Annotated in this window: 22 protein-coding genes and 8 pseudogenes; 7 read left to right on the top strand and 23 right to left on the bottom strand. The window is 62.7% G+C overall.

The window, feature by feature from the left end; genetic code table 11:
- On the bottom strand, positions 1-719 hold a 719-nt coding region (locus tag EV662_RS16380), incomplete at its 3' end, for a UDP-glucose dehydrogenase family protein (protein WP_132464881.1).
- A gap of 228 nt (positions 720-947) precedes the next feature.
- On the opposite strand from EV662_RS16380, the pseudogene EV662_RS16375 reads away from it, so the two are divergent.
- Positions 948-1,124, top strand: a pseudogene (locus EV662_RS16375) (IS481 family transposase); the annotation flags it as partial.
- A gap of 14 nt (positions 1,125-1,138) precedes the next feature.
- On the opposite strand, the pseudogene EV662_RS16370 reads toward EV662_RS16375, so the two are convergent.
- A pseudogene (locus EV662_RS16370) lies at positions 1,139-1,408 on the bottom strand (DDE-type integrase/transposase/recombinase); the annotation flags it as partial.
- Between EV662_RS16370 and EV662_RS16365 the strand changes: the two are divergent.
- Together EV662_RS16365 and EV662_RS16360 are read left to right on the top strand one after the other, a co-directional pair.
- Positions 1,407-1,703 (top strand): annotated as a pseudogene (locus EV662_RS16365) (transposase); the annotation flags it as partial. The pseudogenes EV662_RS16370 and EV662_RS16365 overlap by 2 nt on opposite strands.
- Positions 1,704-1,765: 62 nt before the next feature.
- A pseudogene (locus tag EV662_RS16360) lies at positions 1,766-1,882 on the top strand (ATP-binding protein); the annotation flags it as partial.
- A 232-nt stretch (positions 1,883-2,114) separates the two neighbouring features.
- On the opposite strand, the gene EV662_RS16355 reads toward EV662_RS16360, so the two are convergent.
- The 4 genes and pseudogenes from EV662_RS16355 to EV662_RS16340 form a co-directional block, all read right to left on the bottom strand.
- Complete coding sequence (locus EV662_RS16355) at positions 2,115-3,263, bottom strand: acyltransferase family protein (protein WP_165915634.1); 1,149 nt, start codon at positions 3,261-3,263, stop codon at positions 2,115-2,117.
- A 40-nt stretch (positions 3,264-3,303) separates the two neighbouring features.
- Positions 3,304-3,797: pseudogene (locus EV662_RS16350) on the bottom strand (GDP-mannose 4,6-dehydratase); the annotation flags it as partial.
- A gap of 228 nt (positions 3,798-4,025) precedes the next feature.
- On the bottom strand, positions 4,026-5,000 hold the full coding sequence (locus EV662_RS16345) for a UDP-glucuronic acid decarboxylase family protein (RefSeq protein WP_132464875.1): 975 nt from the start codon (positions 4,998-5,000) through the stop codon (positions 4,026-4,028).
- A gap of 16 nt (positions 5,001-5,016) precedes the next feature.
- Positions 5,017-5,847, bottom strand: a complete 831-nt coding sequence (locus EV662_RS16340) for a glycosyltransferase family 2 protein (protein ID WP_207903638.1) — start codon at positions 5,845-5,847, stop codon at positions 5,017-5,019.
- 126 nt (positions 5,848-5,973) lie between these two features.
- Here EV662_RS16340 and EV662_RS19960 point away from each other — a divergent pair.
- Positions 5,974-6,268: pseudogene (locus EV662_RS19960) on the top strand (transposase); the annotation flags it as partial.
- 367 nt (positions 6,269-6,635) lie between these two features.
- On the opposite strand, the gene EV662_RS16330 reads toward EV662_RS19960, so the two are convergent.
- The 15 genes and pseudogenes from EV662_RS16330 to EV662_RS16260 all read right to left on the bottom strand — a co-directional run bounded on the left by EV662_RS16330 (position 6,636) and on the right by EV662_RS16260 (position 19,758).
- The gene (locus tag EV662_RS16330; RefSeq protein WP_132464869.1) at positions 6,636-7,175 is read right to left on the bottom strand and encodes an LbetaH domain-containing protein; all 540 of its coding nucleotides are present in this window, start codon (positions 7,173-7,175) and stop codon (positions 6,636-6,638) included.
- An 18-nt stretch (positions 7,176-7,193) separates the two neighbouring features.
- The gene (locus tag EV662_RS16325) at positions 7,194-8,378 is read right to left on the bottom strand and encodes a glycosyltransferase (RefSeq protein WP_165915633.1); all 1,185 of its coding nucleotides are present in this window, start codon (positions 8,376-8,378) and stop codon (positions 7,194-7,196) included.
- The gene (locus tag EV662_RS16320; protein WP_132464866.1) at positions 8,378-9,715 is read right to left on the bottom strand and encodes a hypothetical protein; all 1,338 of its coding nucleotides are present in this window, start codon (positions 9,713-9,715) and stop codon (positions 8,378-8,380) included. The genes EV662_RS16325 and EV662_RS16320 overlap by 1 nt, the downstream gene beginning before the upstream one ends.
- Positions 9,712-10,887, bottom strand: a complete 1,176-nt coding sequence (locus EV662_RS16315) for a glycosyltransferase family 4 protein (protein WP_165915632.1) — start codon at positions 10,885-10,887, stop codon at positions 9,712-9,714. Before EV662_RS16315 ends, EV662_RS16320 begins: the two co-directional genes overlap by 4 nt.
- A gap of 58 nt (positions 10,888-10,945) precedes the next feature.
- A complete protein-coding gene (locus EV662_RS16310) occupies positions 10,946-11,668 on the bottom strand; it encodes a hypothetical protein (RefSeq protein WP_132464860.1) in 723 nt (240 codons plus the stop codon).
- Positions 11,669-11,704: 36 nt separating this feature from the next.
- Positions 11,705-12,808 carry a hypothetical protein gene (locus EV662_RS16305; RefSeq protein WP_132464857.1) on the bottom strand — a complete coding sequence of 368 codons (1,104 nt, stop codon included), beginning with the start codon at positions 12,806-12,808 and terminating at the stop codon, positions 11,705-11,707.
- 74 nt (positions 12,809-12,882) lie between these two features.
- A complete protein-coding gene (locus EV662_RS16300; RefSeq protein WP_132464854.1) occupies positions 12,883-13,770 on the bottom strand; it encodes a hypothetical protein in 888 nt (295 codons plus the stop codon).
- A 64-nt stretch (positions 13,771-13,834) separates the two neighbouring features.
- Entirely contained in the window at positions 13,835-13,945 is a 111-nt protein-coding gene (locus EV662_RS16295; RefSeq protein WP_243695879.1) for an LbetaH domain-containing protein, read from the bottom strand.
- Positions 13,942-14,394, bottom strand: coding sequence for an acyltransferase (locus EV662_RS16290; RefSeq protein WP_132464851.1), 453 nt, complete (start codon positions 14,392-14,394; stop codon positions 13,942-13,944). The genes EV662_RS16295 and EV662_RS16290 overlap by 4 nt, the downstream gene beginning before the upstream one ends.
- Positions 14,391-14,702: a glycosyltransferase gene (locus EV662_RS16285; RefSeq protein ID WP_132464848.1), complete on the bottom strand. Its 312-nt coding sequence runs from the start codon at positions 14,700-14,702 to the stop codon at positions 14,391-14,393. Before EV662_RS16285 ends, EV662_RS16290 begins: the two co-directional genes overlap by 4 nt.
- 168 nt (positions 14,703-14,870) lie before the next feature.
- Complete coding sequence (locus EV662_RS16280) at positions 14,871-16,028, bottom strand: glycosyltransferase (RefSeq protein WP_132464845.1); 1,158 nt, start codon at positions 16,026-16,028, stop codon at positions 14,871-14,873.
- A 673-nt stretch (positions 16,029-16,701) separates the two neighbouring features.
- Positions 16,702-17,652, bottom strand: a pseudogene (locus EV662_RS16275) (IS5 family transposase).
- Between the two features lie 65 nt (positions 17,653-17,717).
- Positions 17,718-18,107: a sulfotransferase family 2 domain-containing protein gene (locus EV662_RS20110; protein ID WP_132464842.1), complete on the bottom strand. Its 390-nt coding sequence runs from the start codon at positions 18,105-18,107 to the stop codon at positions 17,718-17,720.
- Positions 18,104-19,228 (bottom strand): glycosyltransferase family 4 protein, encoded by a 1,125-nt coding sequence (locus tag EV662_RS16265; RefSeq protein WP_132464839.1) that lies wholly within the window; start codon positions 19,226-19,228, stop codon positions 18,104-18,106. The genes EV662_RS20110 and EV662_RS16265 overlap by 4 nt, the downstream gene beginning before the upstream one ends.
- Positions 19,225-19,758, bottom strand: coding sequence for an FkbM family methyltransferase (locus tag EV662_RS16260; RefSeq protein ID WP_132464836.1), 534 nt, complete (start codon positions 19,756-19,758; stop codon positions 19,225-19,227). Before EV662_RS16260 ends, EV662_RS16265 begins: the two co-directional genes overlap by 4 nt.
- Positions 19,759-19,767: 9 nt before the next feature.
- Between EV662_RS16260 and EV662_RS16255 the strand changes: the two are divergent.
- A pseudogene (locus EV662_RS16255) lies at positions 19,768-20,058 on the top strand (transposase); the annotation flags it as partial.
- A gap of 359 nt (positions 20,059-20,417) precedes the next feature.
- Here the strand turns inward: EV662_RS16255 and EV662_RS16250 are convergent.
- Positions 20,418-22,226 (bottom strand): ABC transporter ATP-binding protein, encoded by a 1,809-nt coding sequence (locus EV662_RS16250; RefSeq protein ID WP_132464833.1) that lies wholly within the window; start codon positions 22,224-22,226, stop codon positions 20,418-20,420.
- Positions 22,227-22,396: 170 nt separating this feature from the next.
- Positions 22,397-22,786, bottom strand: a complete 390-nt coding sequence (locus tag EV662_RS16245; RefSeq protein WP_132464830.1) for a MarR family EPS-associated transcriptional regulator — start codon at positions 22,784-22,786, stop codon at positions 22,397-22,399.
- 792 nt (positions 22,787-23,578) lie between these two features.
- Here EV662_RS16245 and EV662_RS16240 point away from each other — a divergent pair.
- On the top strand, positions 23,579-24,343 hold the full coding sequence (locus EV662_RS16240; protein ID WP_132464827.1) for a glycosyltransferase family 2 protein: 765 nt from the start codon (positions 23,579-23,581) through the stop codon (positions 24,341-24,343).
- Positions 24,340-25,461, top strand: a complete 1,122-nt coding sequence (gene gmd / locus EV662_RS16235) for a GDP-mannose 4,6-dehydratase (protein WP_132464824.1) — start codon at positions 24,340-24,342, stop codon at positions 25,459-25,461. The genes EV662_RS16240 and gmd overlap by 4 nt, the downstream gene beginning before the upstream one ends.

Genomic DNA, 25,461 nt, shown 5'->3' with positions numbered 1-25,461 from the left:
TTGGACACCGCCTTGATGTCGGCGCCGACCTTTTCGCACAGCATCGCCATTTCGTTGATGAAGGTGATCTTGGTCGCGAGAAAGGCGTTGGCGGCGTACTTGATCATCTCGGCCGATTCGAGGTCGGTGTAGACGATGGGGAATTCGCGCAGGAACAGCGGGCGGTAGATATCGGCCATCACCGCGCGCGCGCGGTCGGACTCGACACCCACCACCACCCGGTCGGGCCGCATGAAATCGTCGATCGCGGCCCCCTCGCGCAGGAATTCGGGGTTCGACGCGACGTCGAACTCGGCCGCCGGGTTGGCCCCGCGCACGGCCGCCGCAACCTGGCGATTGGTGCCGACGGGCACCGTCGATTTCGTCACCACCACGCAATAGCCGGTCAGCGCGCGGCCGATCTCCTCGGCGGCGGCCATCACATAGGTCAGGTCGGCATGGCCGTCGCCGCGCCGCGTGGGCGTGCCGACCGCGATGAACACCGCGTCGGCCCCGTCGACCGCGGCGGCCAGGTCGCCGGTAAAGGACAGCCGCCCGGCCGCCACGTTGCGCGCCATCACGTCATCGAGGCCCGGCTCGTAGATCGGCACCTCGCCGCGCTCCAGCATGTCCAGCTTGCGCGGGTCCTTGTCCACGCAGACCACCTCGTGGCCGAAGTCCGAGAAACACACACCGGAGACCAGCCCGACATAGCCCGTCCCGACCATCGCAATCTTCATGTCGAAATCCCTTTAGCAAATGCCGCCGGGATCGCGATGCGACAGCGGGCGGCGCGTGTCAACACGGTGGAAGGTCGGGGGTCCCCCTCTGTCAGGACTGATCTGCTCCCCTGAAACGTCCTATTTTTGAAACTAGTTGTTCCATACCGGATGATCACATAGACCCTCGCCGGTCCGCTTTGTTCATGGCAAGATTGATCCTGCGCAGTGTTCGCGAGGGGGGCAAGCATGCTGATCTCTTTGCACAAGCAGGCGGCGAGCACGCCGGAGATCCGCGCCGCGATCCAGGCCAGCACGGAGCCGGCCTGGCTGGTGGCTGAGCGCTACGGGATCGCGGAGCAGACGGTCTGGAAGTGGCGCAACCGCGACGACATTCACGACCGGAGCCACACGCCGCATCGTTTGTAGACGACGTTGTGCTGCCACACGGCCATCAGCAGGGCTTGCAGGGCGAGGTCCGTCGTCATGCGGGACTGGGCGGACCAGCCGACAACCCGACGCGAGAACAGATCGATGACGACGCACAGGTACAGCCAGCCTTCATAGGTCTTGATTTAGGTGATGTCGGTCACCCAGACCTGATCGGGCTGAGACGCATCGAAGCACTGCTCCAACCTGTTATCAGCGACTACAGCAGGCTTGCCGCCATATCGGCCGGGACGGCGCTTGTAGCCGATCTGCGCAGCTATCCGCAGCACCATCGAGGCGGTTTTCAATGAAGAGCTCGACGGCTTTCTCGGCCGGCTGCGCTACGATCGGGAGGCCGGGGCGGCGAAGGGCTATCGCCACGGCCACCGCGATCGCCGGATCACGGGGACGTTCGGCACCGAGACGATCAGCGTCCCGCGCGCCCGTGTCGAGAACGAGGACGGCAAAGTGCGCGAATGGCGCTCGAAGGCGCTGCCGCGTTACCAGCGGCTGACGAAGACGGCCGAGGCGCTGATCGCGTCGGTCTATCTCTCGGGCACCAACACGCGTCGTGTGTCCCCATGGTCGCCTCCTCGGCTCAAAGTAAGGGGGCAAAGCATCTAAAAATCTAGGGGCACCTCACTACTGCGCTCCTCGATCGCCTTACCAATCGCTGCCACATTCTCGTGACCGGCAACGACAGCTACCGCTTCAAGGCCAGCACCAAAGCCGCCCGAAAGAAGAAGGAGGACTGACGGGCATTGACCCACACATAGACCAAAGACCATAACCCTGAGGGGGATCGCTTCCCCATGAAAAGACCGGGGCAGTTCTCAGCGGAAATCAACACCACAGTGACCTCGAACCAAAGGCTGGAGCGCGCGGGGGAGCTGGCGCAAGATGGGCGATCCCACCATGCAGCGATGTCCGGCAACATAGGTTCCTTTCACGCTTTAATCTTTTCGGATCCGAGGCCCCGATAGGACTTCACGTATCCTGTTTTTCATTGCGGGGAACGGATTGCTGAAGCCAGCCGCTGTCGAGGCGCGCCATGGCCCAGCGGTACACCCGATTGGTATGGCGTTCGAAGAGCCACCAGACCAGCCAAGCATAAACGAACGCCGCGAGGATCAGGACGGCGTAGGTTGTAATCCCGGTCGTCGAAAGGGCCAATTGGTCGGGAAGCAGCCACACAGTCGAGAAAAACATCAAAAGCGGAAAATGTGTCAAGTAGAGGGTGAAAGACATCTCTGCCAGATGTTCACTTATTACATTGAAGACGCGTGACACCGAGGGCATCGCGGCCCAGACCGGAAGGCCCGCAGCAACCAAGAGGCCAAACCACAGGTCGCTTGAGGCTGACAAGAGCTTAGCACCCACCATGCCCACCGGCAGCGCGACGATCGTCGTCGCGCGAGCGAGGTTGTGTTCGAACAGCGGTTTTAGCCTCCGGTCCTGCGCCGCGACGGCGGCGACGGCGCCGGCCAGCCAGACGAAGCCGCCGACGATGAACGCGGCTGGCAGCAGGACGACCATTGCCGCCAGAGCCACGATGCCGATCGTGCGGATGCGGCGCTGGGCAATGCCGAGAGAGACCCACAGGGCCGTCGGAATGAACACGTAATACCAGAACTCGTTCGCAAGGCTCCACATTGGTCCGTTGGAGCCGAAGACGGGCACGGTCACGGTCTGGAGGAACAAAACGTTGCCTAGAAACGTGACCGAAGAATCCGCGAGCCCCTGCGCCCCGGGGCCAGAGCTCAGGAGAGCGTTGTAGGAACCGTCGTAGCCTTTCCCGCCGGACAGCGAAGCGCCGAACGTGTCGAAGGCCAGCGTAAGTAACAGGGCTGGGATCGCCACGATCCACAGTCGCGATAGGCGTCGGGCCACGTAGGGCACCCAGGCGAAGGTGCCGAACCAGAGCATCCGGATGGCGGGCCCGCCGACGAGGTATCCGCTCATCGCGAAAAAGATGATAACTGCTTGGTGCCCGAGCCCTGTAGCCAAATAAAACAGGTCGGCTAGGACGCCGCCCCCGGGGGTGTGATCCTCGAACACGAATGCCCGCGCATGGCCAGCCACCACCAGCACGGCCGCAGAAGCCCGAAGGAAATCAAGGTAGTGATGCCGTGTCAATGTGACGAAACCCGTGACGGGGAGGAGGCGACGGGCGCGATCAATTCTCGACCGATACTGGAGTGCTCAGCCCGTGCGCCTTCAACAGCGCATGGCGTCGGGCCGCCTTGAGGTCTTCGACGACCTTCTCCGCGCACATCTCTTGCGCGGTGATCTCGGGCTCCCAGCTGAGCTTCTGCTTGGCTTTCGCAGGTCGCTCAACTGGGTCTCCACTTCGCCTGGACGTAAATGGCGCGGATCGATGCGAACCAGTACCTTGCCCGGCTCCACCGAGGGCGCGATATCGGCCTCGACCGACGTGAACACGGCGCGCTCGTCGAGGCCCTCACTATCGAAGCCGAGCGTGTTGCCCAGTTCGGACGCCGACCATGCGCAGAACTCGAGCACGGAATACTGGTTACCGGTCGCGATCACGAAATCTAAAGGCGTGTCCTGGTGGAGCATCATCCACTGCATGCGGGCGCAATCCTTTGCGTCGAGATTGCCTATGTAGAGACAGGACTCTAACCCTTGCGCGGAGTTTGCGAGCACGCGGTTGCCATCGGGCGGATCTGGGATGTCGTCAAAGGCGCCCAAAAGGGTGTTCATCAGGGGGAAAGACTCCGAAGAGTGTGTCCCACCCCACAGAATCCATCCCGCGCTTGGCGGCAAGAGGGTCAGATCAGACCCTCCGCGCCATATGCGATTCTCCTGAAGACCGGGCGCCGGCGCGGCGAAGAAAGACCCCGGTGGTTCGAGCGACGAGTGCCGGCGGGGCCTGGATCAGGCCGAAGGCGCAAGTTCCGGCAGCCGGGATCGGAAGTAGTCTATCGTTCGGTCCAGCCCTTGGTCGAGCGGCACCGTCGGCTCCCAGTCGAGCGTCACCTTCGCCTTCGTGATGTCGGGCTGGCGCTGCTTCGGATCGTCCTGCGGCAGGTCGTGGAACACCAGTTCGGAGCGCGACCCGACCTTCTCGATCACCTTCTCGGCCAGTTCACGGATGGTGAACTCGTTGGGGTTGCCAAGGTTGATTGGGCCGGTCACCTCGGACCCGGTCTCCATCAATCGGATGAACCCCTCGACCAGGTCGTCGACGTAGCAGAACGACCGGGTCTGCGTTCCGTCGCCGTAGATCGTGATCGAATTGCCCTGAAGCGCCTGGACGATGAAATTCGACACCACCCGCCCGTCGGCGTGGTGCATCCGAGACCCATAGGTGTTGAATATGCGCGCCACCTTGATGTCGAGCCCGTGCTGCCGGTGGTAGTCGAAGAACAGGGTCTCGGCGCAGCGCTTGCCCTCGTCGTAGCACGAACGGATGCCGATCGGGTTGACGTTGCCCCAATACTCTTCGGACTGGGGATGCACTGTCGGATCACCGTAGACCTCGCTCGTCGACGCCTGGAAGATCTTGCATTTCAGCCTTTTGGCGAGCCCGAGCATGTTGATCGCCCCGTGCACCGATGTCTTGGTGGTCTGCACCGGATCGTGCTGGTAGTGGATTGGGGAGGCGGGACAGGCGAGGTTGTAGATCTCGTCGACCTCAACGTAGAGCGGGAAGGTCACGTCGTGCCGCATCAGTTCGAACCGCGGATGGTTGTGCAGATGGTCAATGTTGCGCTTGGAGCCGGTGAACATGTTGTCGACACAGAGCACTTCGTGGCCGTGATCTAAGAGTCGGTCAATCAGGTGCGATCCGATGAATCCGGCACCGCCGGTTACCAATATACGTTTCCGGCTATCGTAAAGTCGGGCCATTGGACGGTGTCCTTTCTCATATGGCTTTTTGTAGGGCCGGTTCAGCAGCATACTCTTGGATCAGCAGGCGGATTGTTTGGAAGTACCACGCTTTGTACATGGCGTAGTGAAACCCTGCGCTGCCGTCTAGAAACCCGCGCTTGGCGATGAAGGTGAAGGCAAAATAGAACGGCGGATACCACCATTTGGTAAGGTGGGTATACTTGAACTTCTGGCGATCGGTGAGCTGTGTCCAGGTTTCAGGTTCGTCGCGCATCAGCGCATAGCGCCGTGCTTCCCATTGCGCGTAATCGCGGTGTTTGGAGATGAAATGCGCAAGACCCTTAAAGTCACGATGGTCGATCCGCGCATCGATTTCTCCTACCTTGCCCTCGACGATCGGGTGCTCGTGGATTTCCATGTCGAGCGCGCTCCAGTTGTGCTCGTCGATCCGCTCATAGAGAGCCTTTCCGACCCTGAACAGCGCGAGTTTGCGTTGCACGAGACCATGCCGGATGGGTTTGCCGAGGAAAAAGTTGTCGTAGTGGAGCCAGTAGCCATGAATGTCTTCACGGGTCACGGCCGCCTCGAGCGCATCGCAGAACGCATCGTCGACATATTCATCAGCGTCGAGAAATAACACCCACGGCGTCGCGATCGGCTTGTTCATGAGAAACCAGTTGCGCTTCTTCGGGAATTCGCCGTTCCACTGGAAATCGACGACCCGCGCACCAAAGCCCTCGGCGATCTCGCGCGTGCGATCGGTTGACCCGCTGTCGATGATCACGATCTCTTCGAAGCGGCCCAGCCTCTCGAGACACCGGGCGATGTTGGCTTCCTCGTTCTTCACGGGAACGGCAACGGTCACGGGAAGTTTGCGCTTTGACATTGGTCTGACTTTCGAATTGGCATGGCTAACAGGTTGCTGAAAAACTCCGATCGACTGCGCGGCAAGCCCATGATTTAAGACTTTGGATCGGAATTGGCAGAGAACATGCGCGGATCGAATGAAAGTACGGGGTTGCTGTTCAGCTATGTCGATCTTGAGGAGCGTGTTCCGGCTGGGCATCCGCTGCGCCAGATCCGACGGGTTGTCAATGAGGCGGGATGTGACACCTAGATGCCGATTTCGAGGATATCTATGCGCCGGATGGCGGGCCCTCGGTCCCGCCGGAACGGCTGATCCGGGCGAGCCAGCTGCAGGTTCTGTTCTCGATCCAGTCCGAGCGGCAGTTGATGGAACAGATAGACTATAACCTGCTGTTACGCTGTTCTTGGGCCTGGGGATTTGCGGAGGTGGTCGGGGCGATGCGGCACCGTTCTCCAGTGGCGAACACCGCCGCGCCGATCGCCCTGCGCAAACGCGACCGAGATCGTTGCCTTATGGACGTCCAGCCCGACGAACATGCTATTCTGCATCTGCTCTCTCCCTCAATCTTGAGGCTCGGCGCCAGCCAATCTGCCGTAACTCTTGAAAGGAGAATGCCGCCGACCCAGTCAGCTCACTCCGCGATCTCTGGGTCTAGAGGAACGCATCCCGGATATCGCGCCACGGGAGCGCTGTTGTTCCACGACCGGCAGGGCACGGATTGCATTTCAAAGGCCCCGGTGCGGAAAAAACCGGGCACCAGAGTTGCGCTGTGTTGGCCGACATCGTCATACGTCCGTCCGCCCAATCGGGCGCGCCGGGTTGCCGCCAACAATGGTGCCGGCGGGCACCGCTTTGACGACCACGGCGCGCGCCGCCACGATGGATCGATCGCCGACGTCGAGCCCCGGACCCACGTAGGCGTCCGCGCAGATCCAGCAATCGGCTCCAATGCCGATCGGGGGTTTCAGGAGCGGCATATGCGGTTGCCGCCAGTCATGCGTGCCGGCACACAGATGAGCCCCCTGCGAGACGGTGGTGCGGGGCCCGATGCGCACCTGGCCGAGCGCATAGAGGATGACTCGGTCGCCGATGGCACAATGGTCTTCCAACGTGAGGTTCCACGGGATCGTGATCCTAACGGTCGGGAAAACATGAACCTCGTGGCCGATGCGTGCGCCGAATAACCTGAGCAACCAGCGCCGCACACCCCACATGGGGCGTGGGCTGAGGCGGAAGAGCGGCCAAGCCGTGGTCCAGAGGATGCGCCCCGCGAGTTCGCGGCGCGACCATTTCCGGCTATTCCTATTTGTCGCCACGTCGACCATGTTGGACAATCTCGGGCGCTACACTTGGACCATGTCAGGAGGCGTGCCGCCCGCCACGACCCAGCGATAGACCTCCAGCATCTTCAGGGCAACCTGGTCGAGGCCGAAGTCGCGCGAGACCCAGTGGCGCCCCCTCTCACCCATTCGGTGCAGAGCATGCGGCGATAGCGCCGTGGACGCCAGCAAGGTTTCGCGCAAGGTCTCCTCGCTCAGGTCGATCCACCAGCCACATTCGTTGGATTCAAGCCCCGACCACGGCGCATTTCTGGTGGTGATCACGGGTACCTCCTGTGCCAGAGCTTCGGCGACGACGAGGCCGAAGTTCTCGGCATAGGTCGGCAACACGAGCAGATCGGCGCTACGGTAGAGCGCCGCCTTGTCCGCGCCATGGACAGCGCCATGCCAGACAACGCGACGCAGGCCGAGCTCCGATGCCAGTGCTTTCAACTCGGCGGTGTGGTTGACTTCGTCGGGCCCGGCGATGTGCAGGTCCCAGTCGGGCCGTTGGACCTCGAGCGCGGCCCAGGCGTGCAATAGGATCGGAAGGCCTTTCTTGGGGTGAACCCGGCTGAGAAACAGAAGCCGCCGACGGCCATCTGCAAGCGGGACGCGTGGCGCCAAGTCGGGGATCTCGACACCGTTTGGCACGACGGCAATCGGGTTGGTCAGGCCGTAACTGCGGAAGTGTTCCGCTTCCATGTCGGCCGTCGCGCGCAGACAGGCCGCTGTGCGCAGATGCGCGTCTTCGAACCACAGCCGCACCAGACGTTTCTTGAACGCGGATCGGTCACGCGCCCAGGGGTCAAGCATGCCGCGCGGGGTGACTACGTAAGGCGTCCCGATTGCACGATGGTAGCGCAGATTGGCAAGTGACGCATAGGTCCACAGCCCTTGCACGTCGGTCACGTCGGGCGCGAGAGTGCGCAAGCGCCGCGCGAGGGACGGCGCGAAGACAAAGGATTTTGGGCCGTAGATCCGCGCGGCAAACACCGCTTCGGCCCAGGCCGCGGCCGCCTGCGGATCCGAAGGATCCTCGCCGCCGAGCACTTCGACCTCGGCCGCGCCGGAAGCGCCGAGGCGATGGGCTAGGTTGGGGACCGAGGATGAAAGCCCGCCGGCCCTGGCGGACAGCGTTCCGGCGAGAAGGCCGATCCTGATGTCCGGTGTTGCGGCAGCCGCGTCCAGATGTGGCCTTGGCACCATTATGTCTCTCGGATGAGTGAATGGCGCAGCGCGACGACCAGGCCAAACGCGAGCCAGAGCATGTATGCCTCGGTCGTAGAGCTGGTCAACTGGCCGAAGGCGAACGACACGGCTACCAGACCTGCAATCGGCAAGGCCGCGTATTCCCTGCGTGCTGCCAACCGGACGGAGAGCCACGCGATCCAACCCGCCGTGGCAAAGCGGAGCAGGAGGAACAGCGGCCCAATGAAGAGCCCGAGTTCGTTGATGTTGCGCCGGGTATCGGACTCGCCAAGGAACAGAGGGCGCAGACCAAAGAAGCTGGTCACGCCCGGCGCACCGGCGCCGATCCCGTAGCCGAGCAGTTCCGACTCGTTCTCCGAACCGAGGAAACTGAAAGAGTTGTAGTAGATCCTGTTCCACAGCCCGCCCTCGGCGTTCGAAGCCCGTTCGAAGCGATCCTGCATGGCGGCGAACATGTCCGAAAAGACCCAAACGAAAAGTACGCCCGCCAGCCCGATGAAAAGGAGGATGCCGAACATACGGCGGAAGGCGCGCACGGTTGGGCGCGCCCCCAGAATCCCAACGCTTGCCAACCCAAAAATTGCCGCTGCCAGGAAATAGATCGTTCTGCTGCCGGTCAGAACCAGCATAGTGCCGACGGCGACGGCCACGGCGACCAAGAAGAGTGTCTGTTTCTTGCCCAGACTCGCGGCGAGGTAGTAGGCGATGAAAGCCGCCAGCGAGAAGGCCGTGTAGAGCACGTTCGGCGCCGTGTAGGTGAAAAGCCCGAAAGGCCTGACGAGCCCGTCACCCAGACCGACCGCACCCTCGTTGTCGCCGGCAACGCCCCAGTTGATGACAGCAACAGGTGGCGCCGAATACTGCATCGCAACAAGTATGGCATAGGGGATCGCGACGATCAGCACGATCCGCAGGAACCGGGAGATGTCTTCGCGCTGATAGGTGGCGGCGATGACCAAGGCCAGCGGCATGTACAGCCAATAGGTGCGCACGCCCAGCAGCCACCCGGCGACACCCAAGCCATTGAGCAAGTATTGCAACAGGCCGATCGTCGACGTGAGAACTGCGAAGAACAGCCAAAGTTTGGCAACGCCGCGTTTCCAGAAAAAGCCATTTGCTAGGGCATAGGCGTAGAGCGCGAGCGCGAGCGGATCCCGCAGCAGCGTCAACACACCCGAAAGCCCCGGCAGAAACCATTTCCGCAGCGACCCTTCAATTAGAAACACAAAGAACAGCAGGAAGGTTGCCCTAACGACAAGCCGACGATTTGCTTCCCGCTTTGCCTGGCTGCGAACGGCTAGAAGCTCCGCGCGGTCTCTCACAACGGAGGTCATTGCGCGACTGCCTTCCCGACGGCCGCCGCAACCGCCTCTTCGTAGCGCGACCAGGGCGATCGTGCCGCCAGGTCGAGCGCCGCTTGGGCCATGGCTTGCCGCAGGTCTTCGTTTTCGGCCAGACGGGTTATCCTGTCGGCAATGGCGTCCGGATCCCGGATCGGGACGATGAACCCTTCACGACCGTCGGTGATGAGATCGGGCGCCGCGGTGTGCGGTGTCGCAATGATCGGGAGCCCGCAGGCCATCGCCTCGGTTAGAACCATGCCGAAGCCTTCGTAGAGTGAGGGAAACACGAAGACGTGCGCCTGCGTCATGGCCCCAAACAACCGGTCGGGTGTGACGAATCCGAGATACTCAACATTGTCCCGTTTCAGGAAAGCGGAAAGCGCATCCGGGACTTCGCGAGGCAGACCGCCGGCAATCGTCGCTTGCCAGTCAATATCCAGTCGCCCCAGCGCGGCGACGAGATCAGCGAAACCCTTGGACTGACTGAGGCGGCCGGCGAAGAAGATCCTGATGGGTTGTCCGGGCCCACGCCGGATCACCCGATCAGTCCTCGGAGACGGCGCCCCGTAGGGCACCACCGTAACGACGTCCTCCATCCCAAGGTATCTCCCCAATGCCGACCGCGAAAAACTTGAGGCGACGAGAATTCGATCCGAAAGATGCAGTTCCCGATCCTTCCGTTTGCGGTGCTGATCGCTGTCGATCAGCCCGTCCATGGTGCCGGCCCAATCCGGCTGGCGGTCACGTTCCTCTTCCAGGATATCTTTGACCGCGCGCCAATGTGGCGAGGGGAGATCATAGACGCACGTGAGACCCAACTGTTCGGCCGCGGTAAAGCTCATCATTGCACCGTCCTCGTAGGCGTAGAGGCTACCCGCACCTTCACGCGCTAAACGCGGTAGCCGGCGCGCCACGGCAAGATCGAGCGCATAATAGACCTGGTGGTAGCTCGCCAATCCGGTTTCATGTCGTGTCAGTCTCTTCCACCCGGCGCGCCGGGCGATCTGCCGAACGCTTTCTCGCAGCGGGTGGGTGACGACCGATGCCGAGGGCACCTCCGGAAACACGCGTGCCGCGAATTCGTCTCTGATGTTCGCTGGCATCGGGATTTTCGCCAGAACCGGCTCTGAGAACGCCAAAGTCGTACAAAACGTATGAAGCATGTCCCTTTCATGCAATCCCCGCAACACAGCGCGGAGATTGGCATTGCCGGTTGGATGGCTAACGACGACGCGCATGGATTTCCAGGTAGCGTTGATGCACTTGGTCGCAGCGTTTCATCAAGTTGCGTAGGCCGGCATTTGCCTCCAGCGCCGCATCGAAGTCGTGGCGCAGCCCATCCTTGATCTCGTCACGCTTTTCATTCGGCCGGGCGTGCCAGCCCAATTCGGTGGACTTGGCCGCCGCCGTGGATTCGCTTTGGAACTCCGTACCAAACGTGGCGTTCACATCCTCGATCATCGGCTTCAGATCCTGCGTCACCTCATCGAAGGGCGCGATCACGATCTTGTCGAGATATGGTTCGAGCGTCTCATAGAACATCAACCAACTGAATGCCACGTCGCTGAAAGAAAGTGGCTTTTCGGGTCGATCTTCGCCACGATAACGGGCCTCTTCGACCAGGGCCAGGTTGGACAGCATCGCGGTCGCCGGTTTGCGGATCAGCACCACGGCGGGTAATCCCTTGCGCGCCGCCTGCAACAACTGGGCGACATGGTGCTTATGGTGCGCGAGGCGGATGTCACCAACCTGGCGGTCGATGAAGCCGTGCGCCGTCGTGCTGTTCGCCGAGCGCGGATACCCTTCGATGACGATATCCGTGTTTTTCGTGACGCAAAGCTTGTCAAATCGTCCCGTGAGGCGCCTGAGGCCGTAGTAGAGGGTTGGACGCGTCGAGACCCAGATCGTCGCCCGATACTTCAGCGAATGCAGCGGAATGGTCATTCTTCGTCCTTCATCTCCAAACGGAAATAGCGTGCTCTAGGCGTCGGAATCGGGCGCCCTGTGCGCTCCTGTGGTCGGTAACGTACCGGTTCCGGCGGCCTCGAACAGCCGGCGGGCGACCACCGCAACACCATGTTTCCGGTACCAGGCATGTCCAGCCGCCGCCGTTGTCGGCCCCTGGGCGGCGATGCTGTCCAAAGAGACAAAACCGGCATTGTGCGGCGGGGCGTCTGCCCCGCCCGCCAGAGCCGCGTCGTCACCGAGGTTGAACGCAAACACCCCGTGCGCGAGGTAGGCGGCGAGAATACCCGACTTCGTCAGACGGTTGCCGGGATAGTCGAGCAACCCGAGCCGGCTGGCCAGAAGGGTTTCGCTCACCCGATCGGCAGGCAGCACGCCAAGGGCCTCGACCGGCCGGCGCGCGATCCGGTCGGCAACCTGCAAATCCGGGCCGATATCCAGGATTCTGTCGATCTTCAGGTCCGACAGGAGCTTTTCGGTCTGGCGTGGGTGGCGCTTGAGCGCCTCGTAGACCCGCCGCCGCTGCCCGCGGCCGCCGAAAACCACGGCCTGGGGCGGACGATCGAACAGCGGCGCGACTTCCGCGGGTTCGCCCACGTTGGAAAACACCGGGAGCACCTCGCAAACGCCAGGCGCCCCAATCTTGTGCAACTGAGCGGCCCCGACTGCGGACGAGACAAAGCACCTGTCGGAGATGCGAGCCAGGTCGCGGGCGATGCGCCGCTGCGGGCGCGATGTCCAGAAACTCCTGCGCCAAATCGGGCCGGTGGCATAGACCTCGTGGAAGATGGTCACGATCCGGCCTTGTGGCCGCTCATCTTTCCAGCTGTTGAGACCCTCGACGAGCCAGACGCACAGCCCGTTGCGGGCATAGCCGTAGCCGGAGAAATGCGCGATGACCGCCTCCGCCCCGCTGCCGTGCAGCGCGTCGGTCAGAGCCTGCGCTGAACGCACGCCATTGAGGCTCTTGCCCGCCTCCGAGATCGGGTGTTCATTCGCGACGACGGTGTAAAGCTGCGCGCCCAACCGCTCGAATTCCGGCACCATCTGCGCGGCGTGGTCGCCAACGCCGCAGACAATCGGCGGATAATTCGGCGCGATCTGAACCAGATCAACCATGCGGTATTGCACCCTGCGCCGGTCCCTTGGTCCAGGTGCGGGCCAGTACACTCGGATATTTCGAGGTCATGGCCCTAGAATATCCGCATCCACACGCGGGCAATCTTCATCTCCAGCCGCGCCAAGCGCCGCTCCCGCGGTGAGAAAGCTTCGACCGGTCCCGACACGTTGTTCCAGTAGACTACGTCCGCCATCCGTGGGCCCACCCCAGCAACGATCGCCTTCTTCAGATAGCCGCGATGCCAGGGTTTCCACTTTCCGACCGGGTGGGTCATGTATCCCTTCGCAAGCCCGAAACTCATACCCTCCGGCCCCACCAGAGAGAGCGGCACATCCACCGCCATCATCGTGGCATTCATGACGTCCTGGTCGATGGTAATGAACCCGTGTTCGTTGGCGACACCTGCATGGGTCCCGCCGCGCCGTTCCGCCTTCAGTTCGAGGAGCCGTTTCCAGGTATGAACGAATTGAACGTCTTTCTTCTTCAGCCCGATGAAACCGCTGTTGGCGTATCCGGTCAGGCGTCGTGGCGACAAGCCGGCATCCTCGATGAGGCGCGACCAATAGTATCGCATGGGGTGGTTCTCGCCCATGCCTGCGAAGTTCACGTCCCCGCACAAGGCGACGCCCATTTCGATCCAGGTCTCGAAGAAATCCCAGTCCTTGCAGATGACGATGTCGGAATCGATGAAGAACACAGCGTCGTCTCCGGCGGTTTCGAGCGCGTGCAGCAGGATCTCCGGCTTGCGGTAATGCGGCAACCCCCCCTCGGGAAAGGTGTGGAACACTAGTTCGATCCCTAGGTCTGCGAGCGTTCCGGCCGCCGCCTTCAAGCGCTTGGGCACCGACCCGACATGACCGACAAAGACGCGGCCGCTGAAGCCGTGGGCGTGGAGCGAGTTCAGGAGTGCGGCGGTGCCGACCTCGAAGCTTTCGGTCGTTATCGTGCAAATCGTGGACATGCTGTGCCTGTATTAATTCATTGAGAGCTGGAGCCCTGGTCCTGATCGTCACCAAACCGCGTCTTCAGAAACCGAGCGGCCCCCCCCATATCTCGTTGCTCGGGACGGATTTCGTAACCACGGCACCCGCCGCAATGATTGCGCTATCTCCGATCGTGATCCCCGGCAGGATCAAGCTAGACGCGCCGATCTACACGCCGTCGCCGATTTCGATAGGCGTATAGGTCGCGCCTTGTTCCTTGATGGCGTATCCGGGTTCTCGGAGTTGTGGCGCGCATCGGTGAACAGACACATCGGCGCGACGAGCCTGTCGCGTCCAATCCTGAACCTGCTCCCGACGTTGATCTGCGTCGAATGACCGATGAAGGTGTTTTCGCCGATCTCGATACCGGAGACCGGCCAGGGACCATCCGGGCGCAACCGCACGGAATCCTCCAAGTGGCACAAGCGGCCGATCTTCGCGTCCTCGGGGCGTTCGGTGCGGATGCGACCAATCAAGGCGCCGCGCCCGATCTCCGCTCCTCGCAGTCTCAAAAGACCGATGGTTATCGTGTTTCTGAGACGGTCGATCTCGCGCAGGACCCGATTGACGGTCCTGGGCAGAAGTTTCCTTGCGCGCGTCATCCGGCAGACCCCGATTTCTGGATCCCGTCGGCATAGAGACGCAACAGCGCATCCTGCCACCCGTCGGCATACGGCATTTTGCCCATGTCGCCAGCGGTGCGCTTGTCGACGTCCTCCGGCCGCCATTGCGCGAGCGCGCGCAGGACCAGCCGTGTCGCATCCTCGACCGTGCCATCGAAGAAATGCCCGAAACCCTGGGCGACTTCGGCGAGCGAGGCGGCATCGCTGCACACCACCGGCGTGCCGCACATATGCGCTTCCAGCACCGGGAGCCCGAAGCCCTCGTACAGTGACAAAAAGAACAGCACAGCCGCGGTAGAGTGTGCTGGTCAACAGGGTCGAGCCGGTGCGCCCCTGTGCGAAGACCAAGAAGCGCACGGTCGGCCGCGGGCGGAGGGCATTGCGCGCGGTTTTGAGCTCGTTCCTCAGACCGGTGCGGATCATGCGCCCGACGGGGCGGTGTTCGCACGCCTCGATCAGGCCCTTGCGGCGCTGGAATCTCGGCATGTCAACCCCATGATTTCGCGCAGGCGGGCGGCGGTGTGCGCGTGGGTAAAGTGGTCCTCGACACGGGCGCGACCAGCGCGGCCCATCGCTTCGGCGCGCTCCGGATCGTCGAGGAGAGCGAGCATCGACGCTGCCATGCCGTCCACGTCGTGTTCCTCGACAAGGAGACCGGTTTCGCCGTCGGTGACGGCTTCCGGAATGCCGCTGTGCCGCGTGCTGACGACCGGCAATTTGTGCCCCATCGCTTCAAGGATAGCAACGGGCAGGCCCTCACAGTCCCCATCGCTCGCCTCCACGGAGTGCTGCACGAAGGCCAGCGCGTAGCGCATCAGGGCGACGACTGTCTCATGGGGGACGACGCCATGAAACCGAACACGCTCGCTGATGCCAAGCCGGTCCGCTTCACTCCGGCAGTGGTCCATGAGTGGCCCGTCTCCGGCGAAATCGAGCACGACCTCATCGTCCTCCTCCGCCACCTTGGCGAAGGCGCGCAAGGTGCTGAGCGGCGACTTCTTTTCGACGAGGCGCCCCACGGCGAGAAAGGCCTTTGGACGCTCACGTCGCTCGCCCTGCTCGGGTAGCTCGATCCCGCACGGGCTGACATGAAGCTTCGAACGATCGCAGCCCATATCCGTCAAACGACCTGCCAGAAACTCCGACGGCACGATGATCCCCGTCGAATCGCGGAAGAGGCGCCGGTAGTGCCGCCGCCAATGCCTGTCACGCGCCAGCTTCGTCGCGTCGAGGCCGTGGAAATGGACGTAGAGCGGGATGCCAGCGCGCGTGCAGGCGCGGCGCAGGAGCGCTCCGTTCGGTCCGAACTCCGCCAAGACCGCCGTCACCCCGTGGCGCTGGAGGAACGCCCGCACCCGCGCCTCGTTCTGTCCATTTGCGGCTGGATCGACGTATCTGCGCCACCGATGGAGCAACCCGTTGAGTACCCGCTCCAACAGGTGCCGGGGCCGGGGCAGAGGGACGACATCCGAGAGCACCGGACACCCGAACTGCGCCGCGCCGCCGTCCTCCCGGCAGATCAGCACCGTCCGCCCCGGGGCAATATGGGTGACATGCGCCCGGATGAAGGTCTCAGACGGCTTGTCGAAGGTGTTGGCGGCGATGGCGAGCATTACTCTCGTGACATGGTTACTTGAATTGACATTGAAGTCGGCGGCAACTTCTTCAATCTGACGGCTTGATCGCTTGCGATATCAATTCGTAATCTATTTTGTAGATTTGTCAGATAAGACCTTTTGCCTCTTCGTCCGCCAGGGAGGCGTTGTCGGGGAGCGATCCACGCAATTCGTATGATCGCGCCAGGCGGTTCGCTGGCGTGTTGGACTGCGGGGTATGTTCGGCTGTTATCGGCGTGCTATTGACTCGAGAGTGAAAAAGGAATCAACAACTTCTTCGGTGAGGATATCCTGACTTGCCTCGGGGAGGTCGTCAATCATCATGACTTGATCGTAGGTAATCGGCCATAGATGCTGCGCTTGTGAAAAGCAATGTGGATCTATCGTGGCGTCGGAGGAAGGATTATTTTTCAATATCAAGCGCAGATATTTATCCTTAAAGCATTTAAAGCGCGCCTCTCCGCCTTGTATGCCGGTGGTTTCTTCGAAGCTTTGCAGGATGTCTTCTGCGCCTCTCCTTTGAATGAAGGAACGTCTGATCTACGCGGTTGGCTGCGCCGAGATGGCGGCTTGATCGCTTCCGGGACCGTGGCACGTGTAGTTGGCGGTCCATGTCGTGGTTTCTGGGCCGCCGTGTCGGCTGTCGGGCAGATCGAGGGCGGACTCTTCTTCACGCCAGCAGTCTCCTCCGGACCAGGAACAGGTTGCCGAGCGCAAACAGCGTGAAGAGCTGGTCGCGGTTTTTGGACAGGCCCCTGTAGCGGGTCTTCACGTAGCCGAACTGCCGCTTGAGGATGCGGAACGGGTGCTCGACCCTGGCCCTGACCTTGGCGATGATCCGGTTGATCTTCTCGTCCTCGGGGTGAAGCTTGCCGCCCTTGGGCGCCTTGCGCGTCACGCCCCAGACCTTGCCCTCTTCTTCGGCAAAAGCGGCCTCGCGCTCGGCGCTGACATAGCCCTTGTCGGCCCAGACCAAGGTCTCCTCGCCGTGCAGCAACTCGTCCTAGATCCGACTGTCATGGACTCTGGCGGTCGAGGTCTCGAGGCTGTGGGTCACCTCGCTTTCGGCATCGACGCCGAAATGCGCCTTCATGCCGAAGTACCAGGTGTTGCCCTTCTTCGTGGACGACATCTCTGGATCGCGGGCGCCCGCCTTGTTCTTGGTGGATGACGGCGCATCGATGATGGTCGCATCAACCAGCGTGCCCGAGCGCAGCGTGATGCCCTTGTCCGCCAGGTGCGCGTTCACGTCCGCGAAGATTGCCTCGGTCAGCCCGTGCCGCTCCAGAAGATGGCGGAAGTTGAGGATAGTGGTCTCGTCGGGAATGCGGCCGTCGCCAAGCTCAATCCCGGCGAAGCGCCGCATTGCCTCGCTATCGTAGAGCGTCTCCTCCGCCATCGGGTCGCTCAACGCGTACCAGTTCTGCAGGAAGTAGACCCGCAGCATCGTCTCCAGTGGCATTGGCGGCCGTCCGCCCTTCGGCACCGCCTTTGGATAGTGCCGCGCGACCAGCAACCGCGTCCACGGCACCACGGCATCCATCTCCGCCAGGAACTGCTCCCGCCGCGTCACCTTCTTCTTCATCGCATCGCGAAGACCGGGAATGGCAGGCTGCTTCAGCATCAGCGGAACTCCTCAAGGGTGCCCACGCAGCCTATCAGATCACGCCAGAGCAGGGAAGTTTTTCAGGGGTTCCTGAACTTGTTCCGGTACAAAGAACACATCCGCTCAACCGGGTCGCGCAGTATGAGCAGGCGCCTTGTGCGCGCAAGTTCCCACTCCACTGAAAATGCGTATCTCTCTGCAACAATCGAAATGTTGGCGTCATGTCCGCGCCGCTCTCCCATGTCGTGCAAGAACCAGCGCTTGAACGCACTACAGCCATTCTTTCCAATATAAACGTAAACAATATGATCGTATGGTTTCGGAAGCCTGAGGTGTAGTCCTGCATTCTTGTAAAGCAGGGGGCGCCGTGCTCGTAGCCGTCCGCGTAGGCGGGTATGAAACGGCACCTTGACTGGGCCAGTCTGAGCGGGGCTAAACTTCTGTTTTGAATTGTCTATCTGGCCAATCATGCAGAGAGCGCGCCCTGAGATGACGTGTAAATATCTCGATAGTTTTTCGCCCAATTAGTGGCCGAGAAATGGTTCGGCAGAGTTTCTATGCCGTCCGTGGCCAGGGCGTTAAGGGTGGCGCTGCTCAAAGCTCTTACTTGCTTTGGATCGCAAAGGAGCGCATATGAATTACCCACCTCCGGCAATGCCCCCCGGTCCGAGCACACCACCGGCGTGCCGCACATCTGGGCTTCCAGGACGGGTAGGCCGAAGCCCTCGTAGTAGGAGGGGAACAGCAGGACCGCGGCGGTGGTGTAGAGAGTCGCCATGTCCGCGCGCTCTATCCGTTCGATCACGTGGAGCTCGGGGCCGAGGCCGAGCCGCTCCGCCTGAGCCTCTAGAGCCGGGGGCAGGGCGCCGACCATGACGAGGTGCACGTCCGGCCGCGTTTCGCGAACACGGGCGGCCACCTCGAGCACCGTTTCGCGGTTCTTGTACCAGTTGCGCCCCACATGGAGGATCAGCGGCGCCCCCGCGGGCAGGCCCAGGCGAACGCGCAGGTCGGCGCAGGCCTCTGGCGAAGCTGGTGCCATGGGCTGGAAGACGGCGTTGTGGATGATTCTGACGCACGCCTCGGGGATGTCGACGTAGGCCAGCAGGTCGCGTCTGGTGGCGTGGGAAATGCAGACGATGTGGTCGACCTTGGCCAGCTGCGCCGTGATCCGGTTCATCAGCCAGCGCCCGGTAAGGGTGGGCCGCCAGCCCGGCAGTTTTCCGTCGCGAGCGAGGTAGGGGATCATGTCGTGCACGGTCACGATCGACCGGCGGTGGCGGATGAGCGGTAGGTAGACGGCGTTGCCCGGGTCGACGACATGGACGATGTCGGCCTTGCGCCCGGCGAATTTCAGCGGCGTGACGACGAAACGGTCGAGATTGTTGGCGAACTTGCGGGGCGGGCCCTGGATCCGTTCGGGCAGGAGCCGGCCGAGCAGCGAGGCGGGGCGGAACTCTACCACCTCGTGCCCCGACTGCCGCGCCGCCTCCAGCACCATCTCGCCATAGCCGATCATCGACCGCTGGTCGGCAGCGCGGGCGTTGGTGAGGATGGCGAGGGTTTGTTTGGGCATGGACTTGGCAATCACCCGATGGCCTCGTGCAGGTCGTCCAAACGCTCCGCCGGATACATCAGGCAAGTCTCGACCCGCCGGAGGCCAGCGAGCGCCTCAATTGGGCATGCCTCGAGCCGGGATGTCGCACCATCCTCGCGTAGAAGGGCGGTCTCGTAACCGTCTGGGAGCGACGGGGCAAATACTGCCGAGGATGTCGTCCCCCGCTTTTGATAGAACCAGTTATTGATTTCGGTAAGGATGATGGGTCGGTCGCGGTGCAGCCACTCCTGTGCCCCGCGCAGGAAGAAGTCCTCGTGGCCTTCTATATCGACCTTGGCGACTAGGTACTTCGCCTTGCCCATCTCTGTCAGAACATCGTCGAAGCGCCGCATGGGCACGGAAATTTTCCGGAACCGTCCATCGGCATCTTCCGAAATCGCTATGGAGGCATTGCCGGTGGCCGAGCCCGACTCGAAATCTTCCCTCAACACGAGCATTGTCTCGCCATTGGCATCGGACAAAGCGATTTGCTGAACCTCCACGCGGTCTTCAAGGTCGTTCATACGCGCATTCTCACGGACGGCCTTCCTCCCGCCGAACACATGCTGGCGGACCGAGGATACGATGCGGACTGGTATCGCGAAGCCCTTGAAGACAAGGGGATCACCCCGTGCATCCCTTCCCGAAAGAACCGTAAGGTGCCGATCCCGCATGACGAAGCCCGATACCGCAAGCGCCACAAGATCGAAAACAGCTTCGCCCGGCTCAAGGACTGGCGGCGCGTTGCAACCCGCTACGATAGGTGCCCCAAGGTATTCTTGTCGGCATGCGCCTTGGCTGCTGTGGTGATGTTCTGGTTATGAATCCTGACCCTAGGCCCGCCGCGACCCGTATCGAATACATCCCGATATTTCCGCCAACATCAAGAAAACCACCGTCGTGCCGAACCAGCAGCTTTCTGATCAGGGCGATGGAGGCGTCGTCGTAGCGGCCCGAATAGAAGGAGTACCATTCTGTCTGGGAGCGGAGATCGAGGCGCATTCGCGTACCATCTCGCATTCGACCGACTTGGATCGGCGGCACGCCTGCCTTGAGGAAACGATGGTTTAGAAATCTGCAGACCCGCCCCGCACCGCGAACAACGGAAAATGGACGCAGCGCTCCAACGAAGGCGGCCTGAACTCTTTGTGCTGTATTCATCGAGTATCTCCGCAGGCCGACGTCAGGCCGCCTCCGCCAGCGCCCGGAACGCCGCATTGCGTTCCATGAGATCCGTCCATGTGCCCACACCGGCAACGCCCCCCCGCTCCATCACCACGATCCGGTCGCAGACTTTCACGGTGCTCAGCCGGTGCGCGATCATCAAGATCGTCTTGTCCCCCGGCAGCGCCTCGATCGAGGCCATGACCTCGCGCTCGGTCAGGTTGTCCAGGGCGCTCGTCGCCTCGTCGAAAACGATCAGATCAGCGTCGTGGTAGAGGGCGCGAGCGATGCCGATGCGCTGCCGCTGCCCACCAGAGAGGCGCACCCCGCGCTCGCCGATGAGCGTCGCGTAGCGGTCTGGAAGCTCGGTCATTGTGAAGTCGTGCAGTTGCGCGATACGGGCCGCGCGCTCGACACGGGCGGCGTCGATCTCCTCGGGGCGCAGACCGAGGGCGATGTTCTCCGACAGGCTCGCGTCGGTGAGGAAAATGTCTTGCGGCACGTAGCCTACCGTCTGCTGCCAGGCGCGCAGGGTGTCGGGCGTTATCTCCGCCCCGTCGGCCCGGATCGTGCCGGTCTGCGGCACGAGTAGGCCGAGGACCACGTCGGCGAGTGTCGTCTTGCCCGCGCCACTCGCGCCGACGACGCCGATCCGCTCTCCGGCGCATATGGTGAGGCCGACGTCGCGCAGGCCGGGCTCCTTTGCACCGGGGTAGGCGTAGGTGACTCCTTCCAGCTCCAGCGCGTGGCGCAAGCCGAGGGGCGCCGGAGTGGTGCGGTCGAGGGGGGCGGGGGGGCCGCCCGTCAGATCGGCATGCACGCGGTCGAGCGCGGCGGTGCCGGCGGTCATCTGCGTAATCGACTGGTAGAGCTTCTGCAGCTCCGGCATCAGGCGCTGCCCGGCGAAGGCGAGGAGGCCGACGAGCGGCAGGATCCCGCCGAGCGCCTCTCGCTTCTGCAGGCCCTCGGGGTCGAGTAGCACGAGGCATAGCACGATGATGCCTCCAAAGGCGACCAGCTGGATCGCGTAGCGCGGCGCCTGCGCGAGGACGCTGACACCGATCTGCGCCTGCGCCATCTCGGCCGAGGGACCGCTGAACCGGTCGAGGTAGGCGGCTTCCCGGCCGAGCAGCTTGACGTCCTTGATCCCGCCGAGCGCCTCGCCAGCCATGCGGAACCGCCGTGTGTTCGCGAGCGCCCGCTCCTGCCCCATGCGCCGGACGTAGCGGCGGGTGGTCATGGTCACCGCTCCGTAGACTGCCGCGAAGCTGCCGATGGCGATGGAGGCGACGACGGGGTCAGCGATCAGCAACGTTGTGACGACAGCGGTGATGGTGAGCGTGGCGGAGAGCAAATCGCCAAGCGGGCGGAGAAATTCCCCGACGACCTGCTGCGCCTCCGACAGGATGTTCGTCGACATATCGCCAGAGTGTCGGCCGAGGAAGAAGTCGTATGGCTGCGCGAGATAATGGGCGAGCAGCCCCCGGCTGATCGAATGCACCCGCATCTGCATGTAGCGGGCGACGGCCCAAGTCTGCAGCACCAAAACAATATTCGAGAACAGGATGACCGCAATCGCCCCGAGCCCCAGCGCGACGAGGAAACCATAGCCCGAGGTGAAGCCGCCCGCGCGGTAGAGCCAATCGAGGACCGCGTTCTCCGCGATCAGCCCGGGGTCGGCGAGCACCGTGAGGAATGGAAAGACCGACCCCACCATGGCTGCCGAGGCGAAGGCGCCGAAGACCATGACACCCAGCAACTTATACGCATTGCGACGCTCCTGAGCGTCGAGTAGCGCCCATGCTTTTTTGATCGATGAGCCAGTCATGCAAATCTCCGGAGTTCGTCCAACGCAATTGTTGGACGAACTCGCCCCAAACCCCCGATAACGCAAACTCACGGCCTCAAGCAGCGCCGCGGTAGACCGAGAAAGGAAACTCCCGGCCTCAAGCAGCGCAGCGGTAGGCCGGTATAACAACTCGCAGACCCACGCGGGCCTCATTCGTCACTTTCCCGCCGGTTGCCCGGACCCTCCTCGCGGGGGGCCGCGCCGGGCTCGGGCGGAGGGAAGTCGCGCTGCAGTGTGGCGATCTCGGCCTTCAGCGCCTCGTATTCCGCCATCTTCCGCATCAGGAAGCCATGGGCGAGGCGGGAGCGTTCGGAGAGGCCGCGGGGGGTCAGCAGGTAGGCATAGCGCAGCTTGTTGTCGGAGGCGCGGAAGCTCTCGGTCTTGAGCAGGCCTTTCTCGATCAGGGCGCGCAGGCAATAGTTCATCCGGCCCAGGCTGACCCCCAGGCGGTCGGACAGCTCGCGCTGGCTGATATTCGGATCGGCGGACAGTTCCTGCAACACGCGGAACCGGACATCGTCGGCGGCAGGGCGGGTCATCCTTCGGGGCCACGGCTACCGCACCGGAGGTTGCGGCACTGCCCCTCTCGGAAGATCGCGTCGGAACGGCACGTCACGCGTGAAGCGAGTCGCGTTCATGCCTGAACGGCTATCGGATTCGGGCCGGGCGAACAAGTCCGTTTCGCCTTCGCGCGCCTGCCGCAGTGAAAGGCCATGTGCTGGCAATGCGAAATTGAAAAAGAGAATTGGGGACGAAGACAGATTTCGTAACTTTGCACTGAATGCTGCAGTCCCGCCAACGGCGAGCCGCTTCTACTGTGGCGCGCCTTTCGGGCGCCTGTCGGATGTTCTGCAAGCATAACAAAACAATATTTTTCCTGCTTTGGCGGTTTTCGGGGCGAGGGGGCCGGTTGAGAAATATATTTATTAACAGTGCTTTGGCCGATCCGGGGGCTTCGCGCCAGGCTTCGGTTCGACGCGGTGAGCCCTTCAGTGGAAGGTGTTCGCGATCCGCTTGAAACATGAGCGCTTTGCAATCCCGTTGTGCCGTGCGGTGAAAGAAGCGGTCGGACCTGATGAAAGGTCAGAACTCGGTTACGATTTAAAAACCGATGCTTGAACGAGGCCAAAGGCGGTGGCACTCAATTGCGGTGCCCTTTGCGGAATCGCAACGAGGCATTGGGGTTGGGCTTTTTGATTCGGTGCAAAGTTCATTCCGTTCCCGTTTGTGCTTCGGTCCCATTGGGGCGCAGGCGATCCTGGTTGGCACGTGTCTGGTCGGGCGGTGTCGTCGGGCGCCGGACGGGCGGAAGGGTAGGGTGGATCGCGAGCATGAAGATATCCGTTGTGACGGCAGTATTCGATCGTTCTGGTACGATTGGGGATGCTTTGCGGAGTGTTGCGGGGCAGAGCCATGGTGATGTCGAGCACGTGATCCAGGACGGTGGGTCGACCGACGGGACGCTGGAGCGGATCGCGGCTTTGGCGACGGGGGCGACGCGGCTGGAAACGGGGCCGGACGCGGGTATCTACGACGCGATCAACCGGGGCATCGCGCGGGCCACGGGAGACGTGATCGGGCTGATGCACTCGGACGATTTCTTTGCCCATGACCGGGTGCTGGAGCGGGTCGCGGCCGCGCTGGCCGATCCCGGGATCGACGGGGTTTACGGCGATCTCGATTACGTCTCGGCCGCCGATCCGCAGCGTGTGATCCGGCACTGGAAGTCGGGGGGGTACGACCGGGCGAAACTCGCGCGTGGCTGGATGCCCCCGCACCCGACGCTGTACCTCCGGCGCGAGGTGTTCGCCGCCTGGGGCGCCTATGACACGCGGTTCCGCATCTCGGCCGATTACGACGCGATGCTGCGCTGGCTGGTGCGCGGCAATATCCGCCTGGCCTATATCCCCGAGGTGCTGGTCAAGATGCGGGTGGGCGGCGCCAGCAACGGCTCGCTCGGGCGCATCCTGCGCAAGAGCCGCGAGGACCTGCACGCCCTGAGGCGCAACGAGGTGGGGGGCGTCGGCGCGCTGGCGCTGAAGAACGCGCAGAAGCTGTCCCAATTCGTCATCCGCGAGCGGAGGGCCCGGGCATGAAGCGCGCGCTGATCACCGGGATCACCGGGCAGGACGGGTCGTACCTGGCGGAATTCCTGCTGGAGAAGGGCTACGAGGTGCATGGCATCAAGCGCCGTGCCTCGCAGTTCAACACCCAGCGGATCGACCACATCTACCAGGACCCGCACGAGGCGAACCCGCAGATGCACCTGCATTACGGGGACTTGACCGACACCTCGAACCTGACGCGGATCATGCGCGAGGTGGAGCCCGACGAGGTCTACAACCTCGGCGCCCAGTCCCATGTCGCGGTCAGCTTCGAGGCGCCGGAATATACCGCCGATGTGGATGGCATCGGCACCCTGCGCCTGCTGGAGGCGATCCGGTTCCTGGGGCTGGAGAAGAAGACGCGGTTCTACCAGGCCTCGACGTCAGAGCTTTACGGGCTGGTGCAGGAAACCCCCCAGCGCGAAACCACACCGTTCCATCCACGCAGCCCCTATGCGGTCGCCAAGCTCTATTCCTACTGGATCACGGTGAACTACCGCGAGGCCTACGGGATCTACGCCTGCAACGGGATCCTGTTCAATCACGAGAGCCCGCGCCGGGGCGAGACCTTCGTGACCCGCAAGATCACGCGGGGGCTGGCCAATATCGCGCAGGGGCTCGAGACCTGCCTGTACATGGGCAATATCGACGCGCTGCGCGACTGGGGGCATGCCAAGGATTACGTGCGCATGCAGTGGATGATGCTGCAGCAGGACGCGCCCGAGGATTTCGTGATCGCGACCGGCCGGCAATACGCGGTGCGCGAGTTCATCGCCTGGGCCGCGGCCGAGCTGGGGATCGCGCTGGAATTCCGGGGGGCGGGCCTCGAGGAGGTGGCGGTCGTCGCGGCGGTCAGCGGCGACAAGGCGCCCGCGGTCCGGCCCGGTGACGTGGTGATGCGCATCGACCCCACCTATTTCCGCCCCGCCGAGGTCGAGACGTTGCTGGGTGACCCGACCCGGGCGCGCGAGCGGCTGGGCTGGGCGCCGCGGATCACCGCGCGCGAGATGTGCGCCGAGATGGTCGCCGAGGACCTGAAGATCGCCGAACGTCACGCCCTGCTGAAGCGGCACGGCTACGACATTCCCGTGTCGCTGGAAAACGCGTGA

It is taken from the genome of Rhodovulum marinum (assembly GCF_004343075.1).
Taxonomy (GTDB): domain Bacteria; phylum Pseudomonadota; class Alphaproteobacteria; order Rhodobacterales; family Rhodobacteraceae; genus Rhodovulum; species Rhodovulum marinum.
The sequence above is the reverse complement of the archived record's forward strand: the minus strand, read 5'-3'. Positions and strand labels throughout refer to the sequence as shown.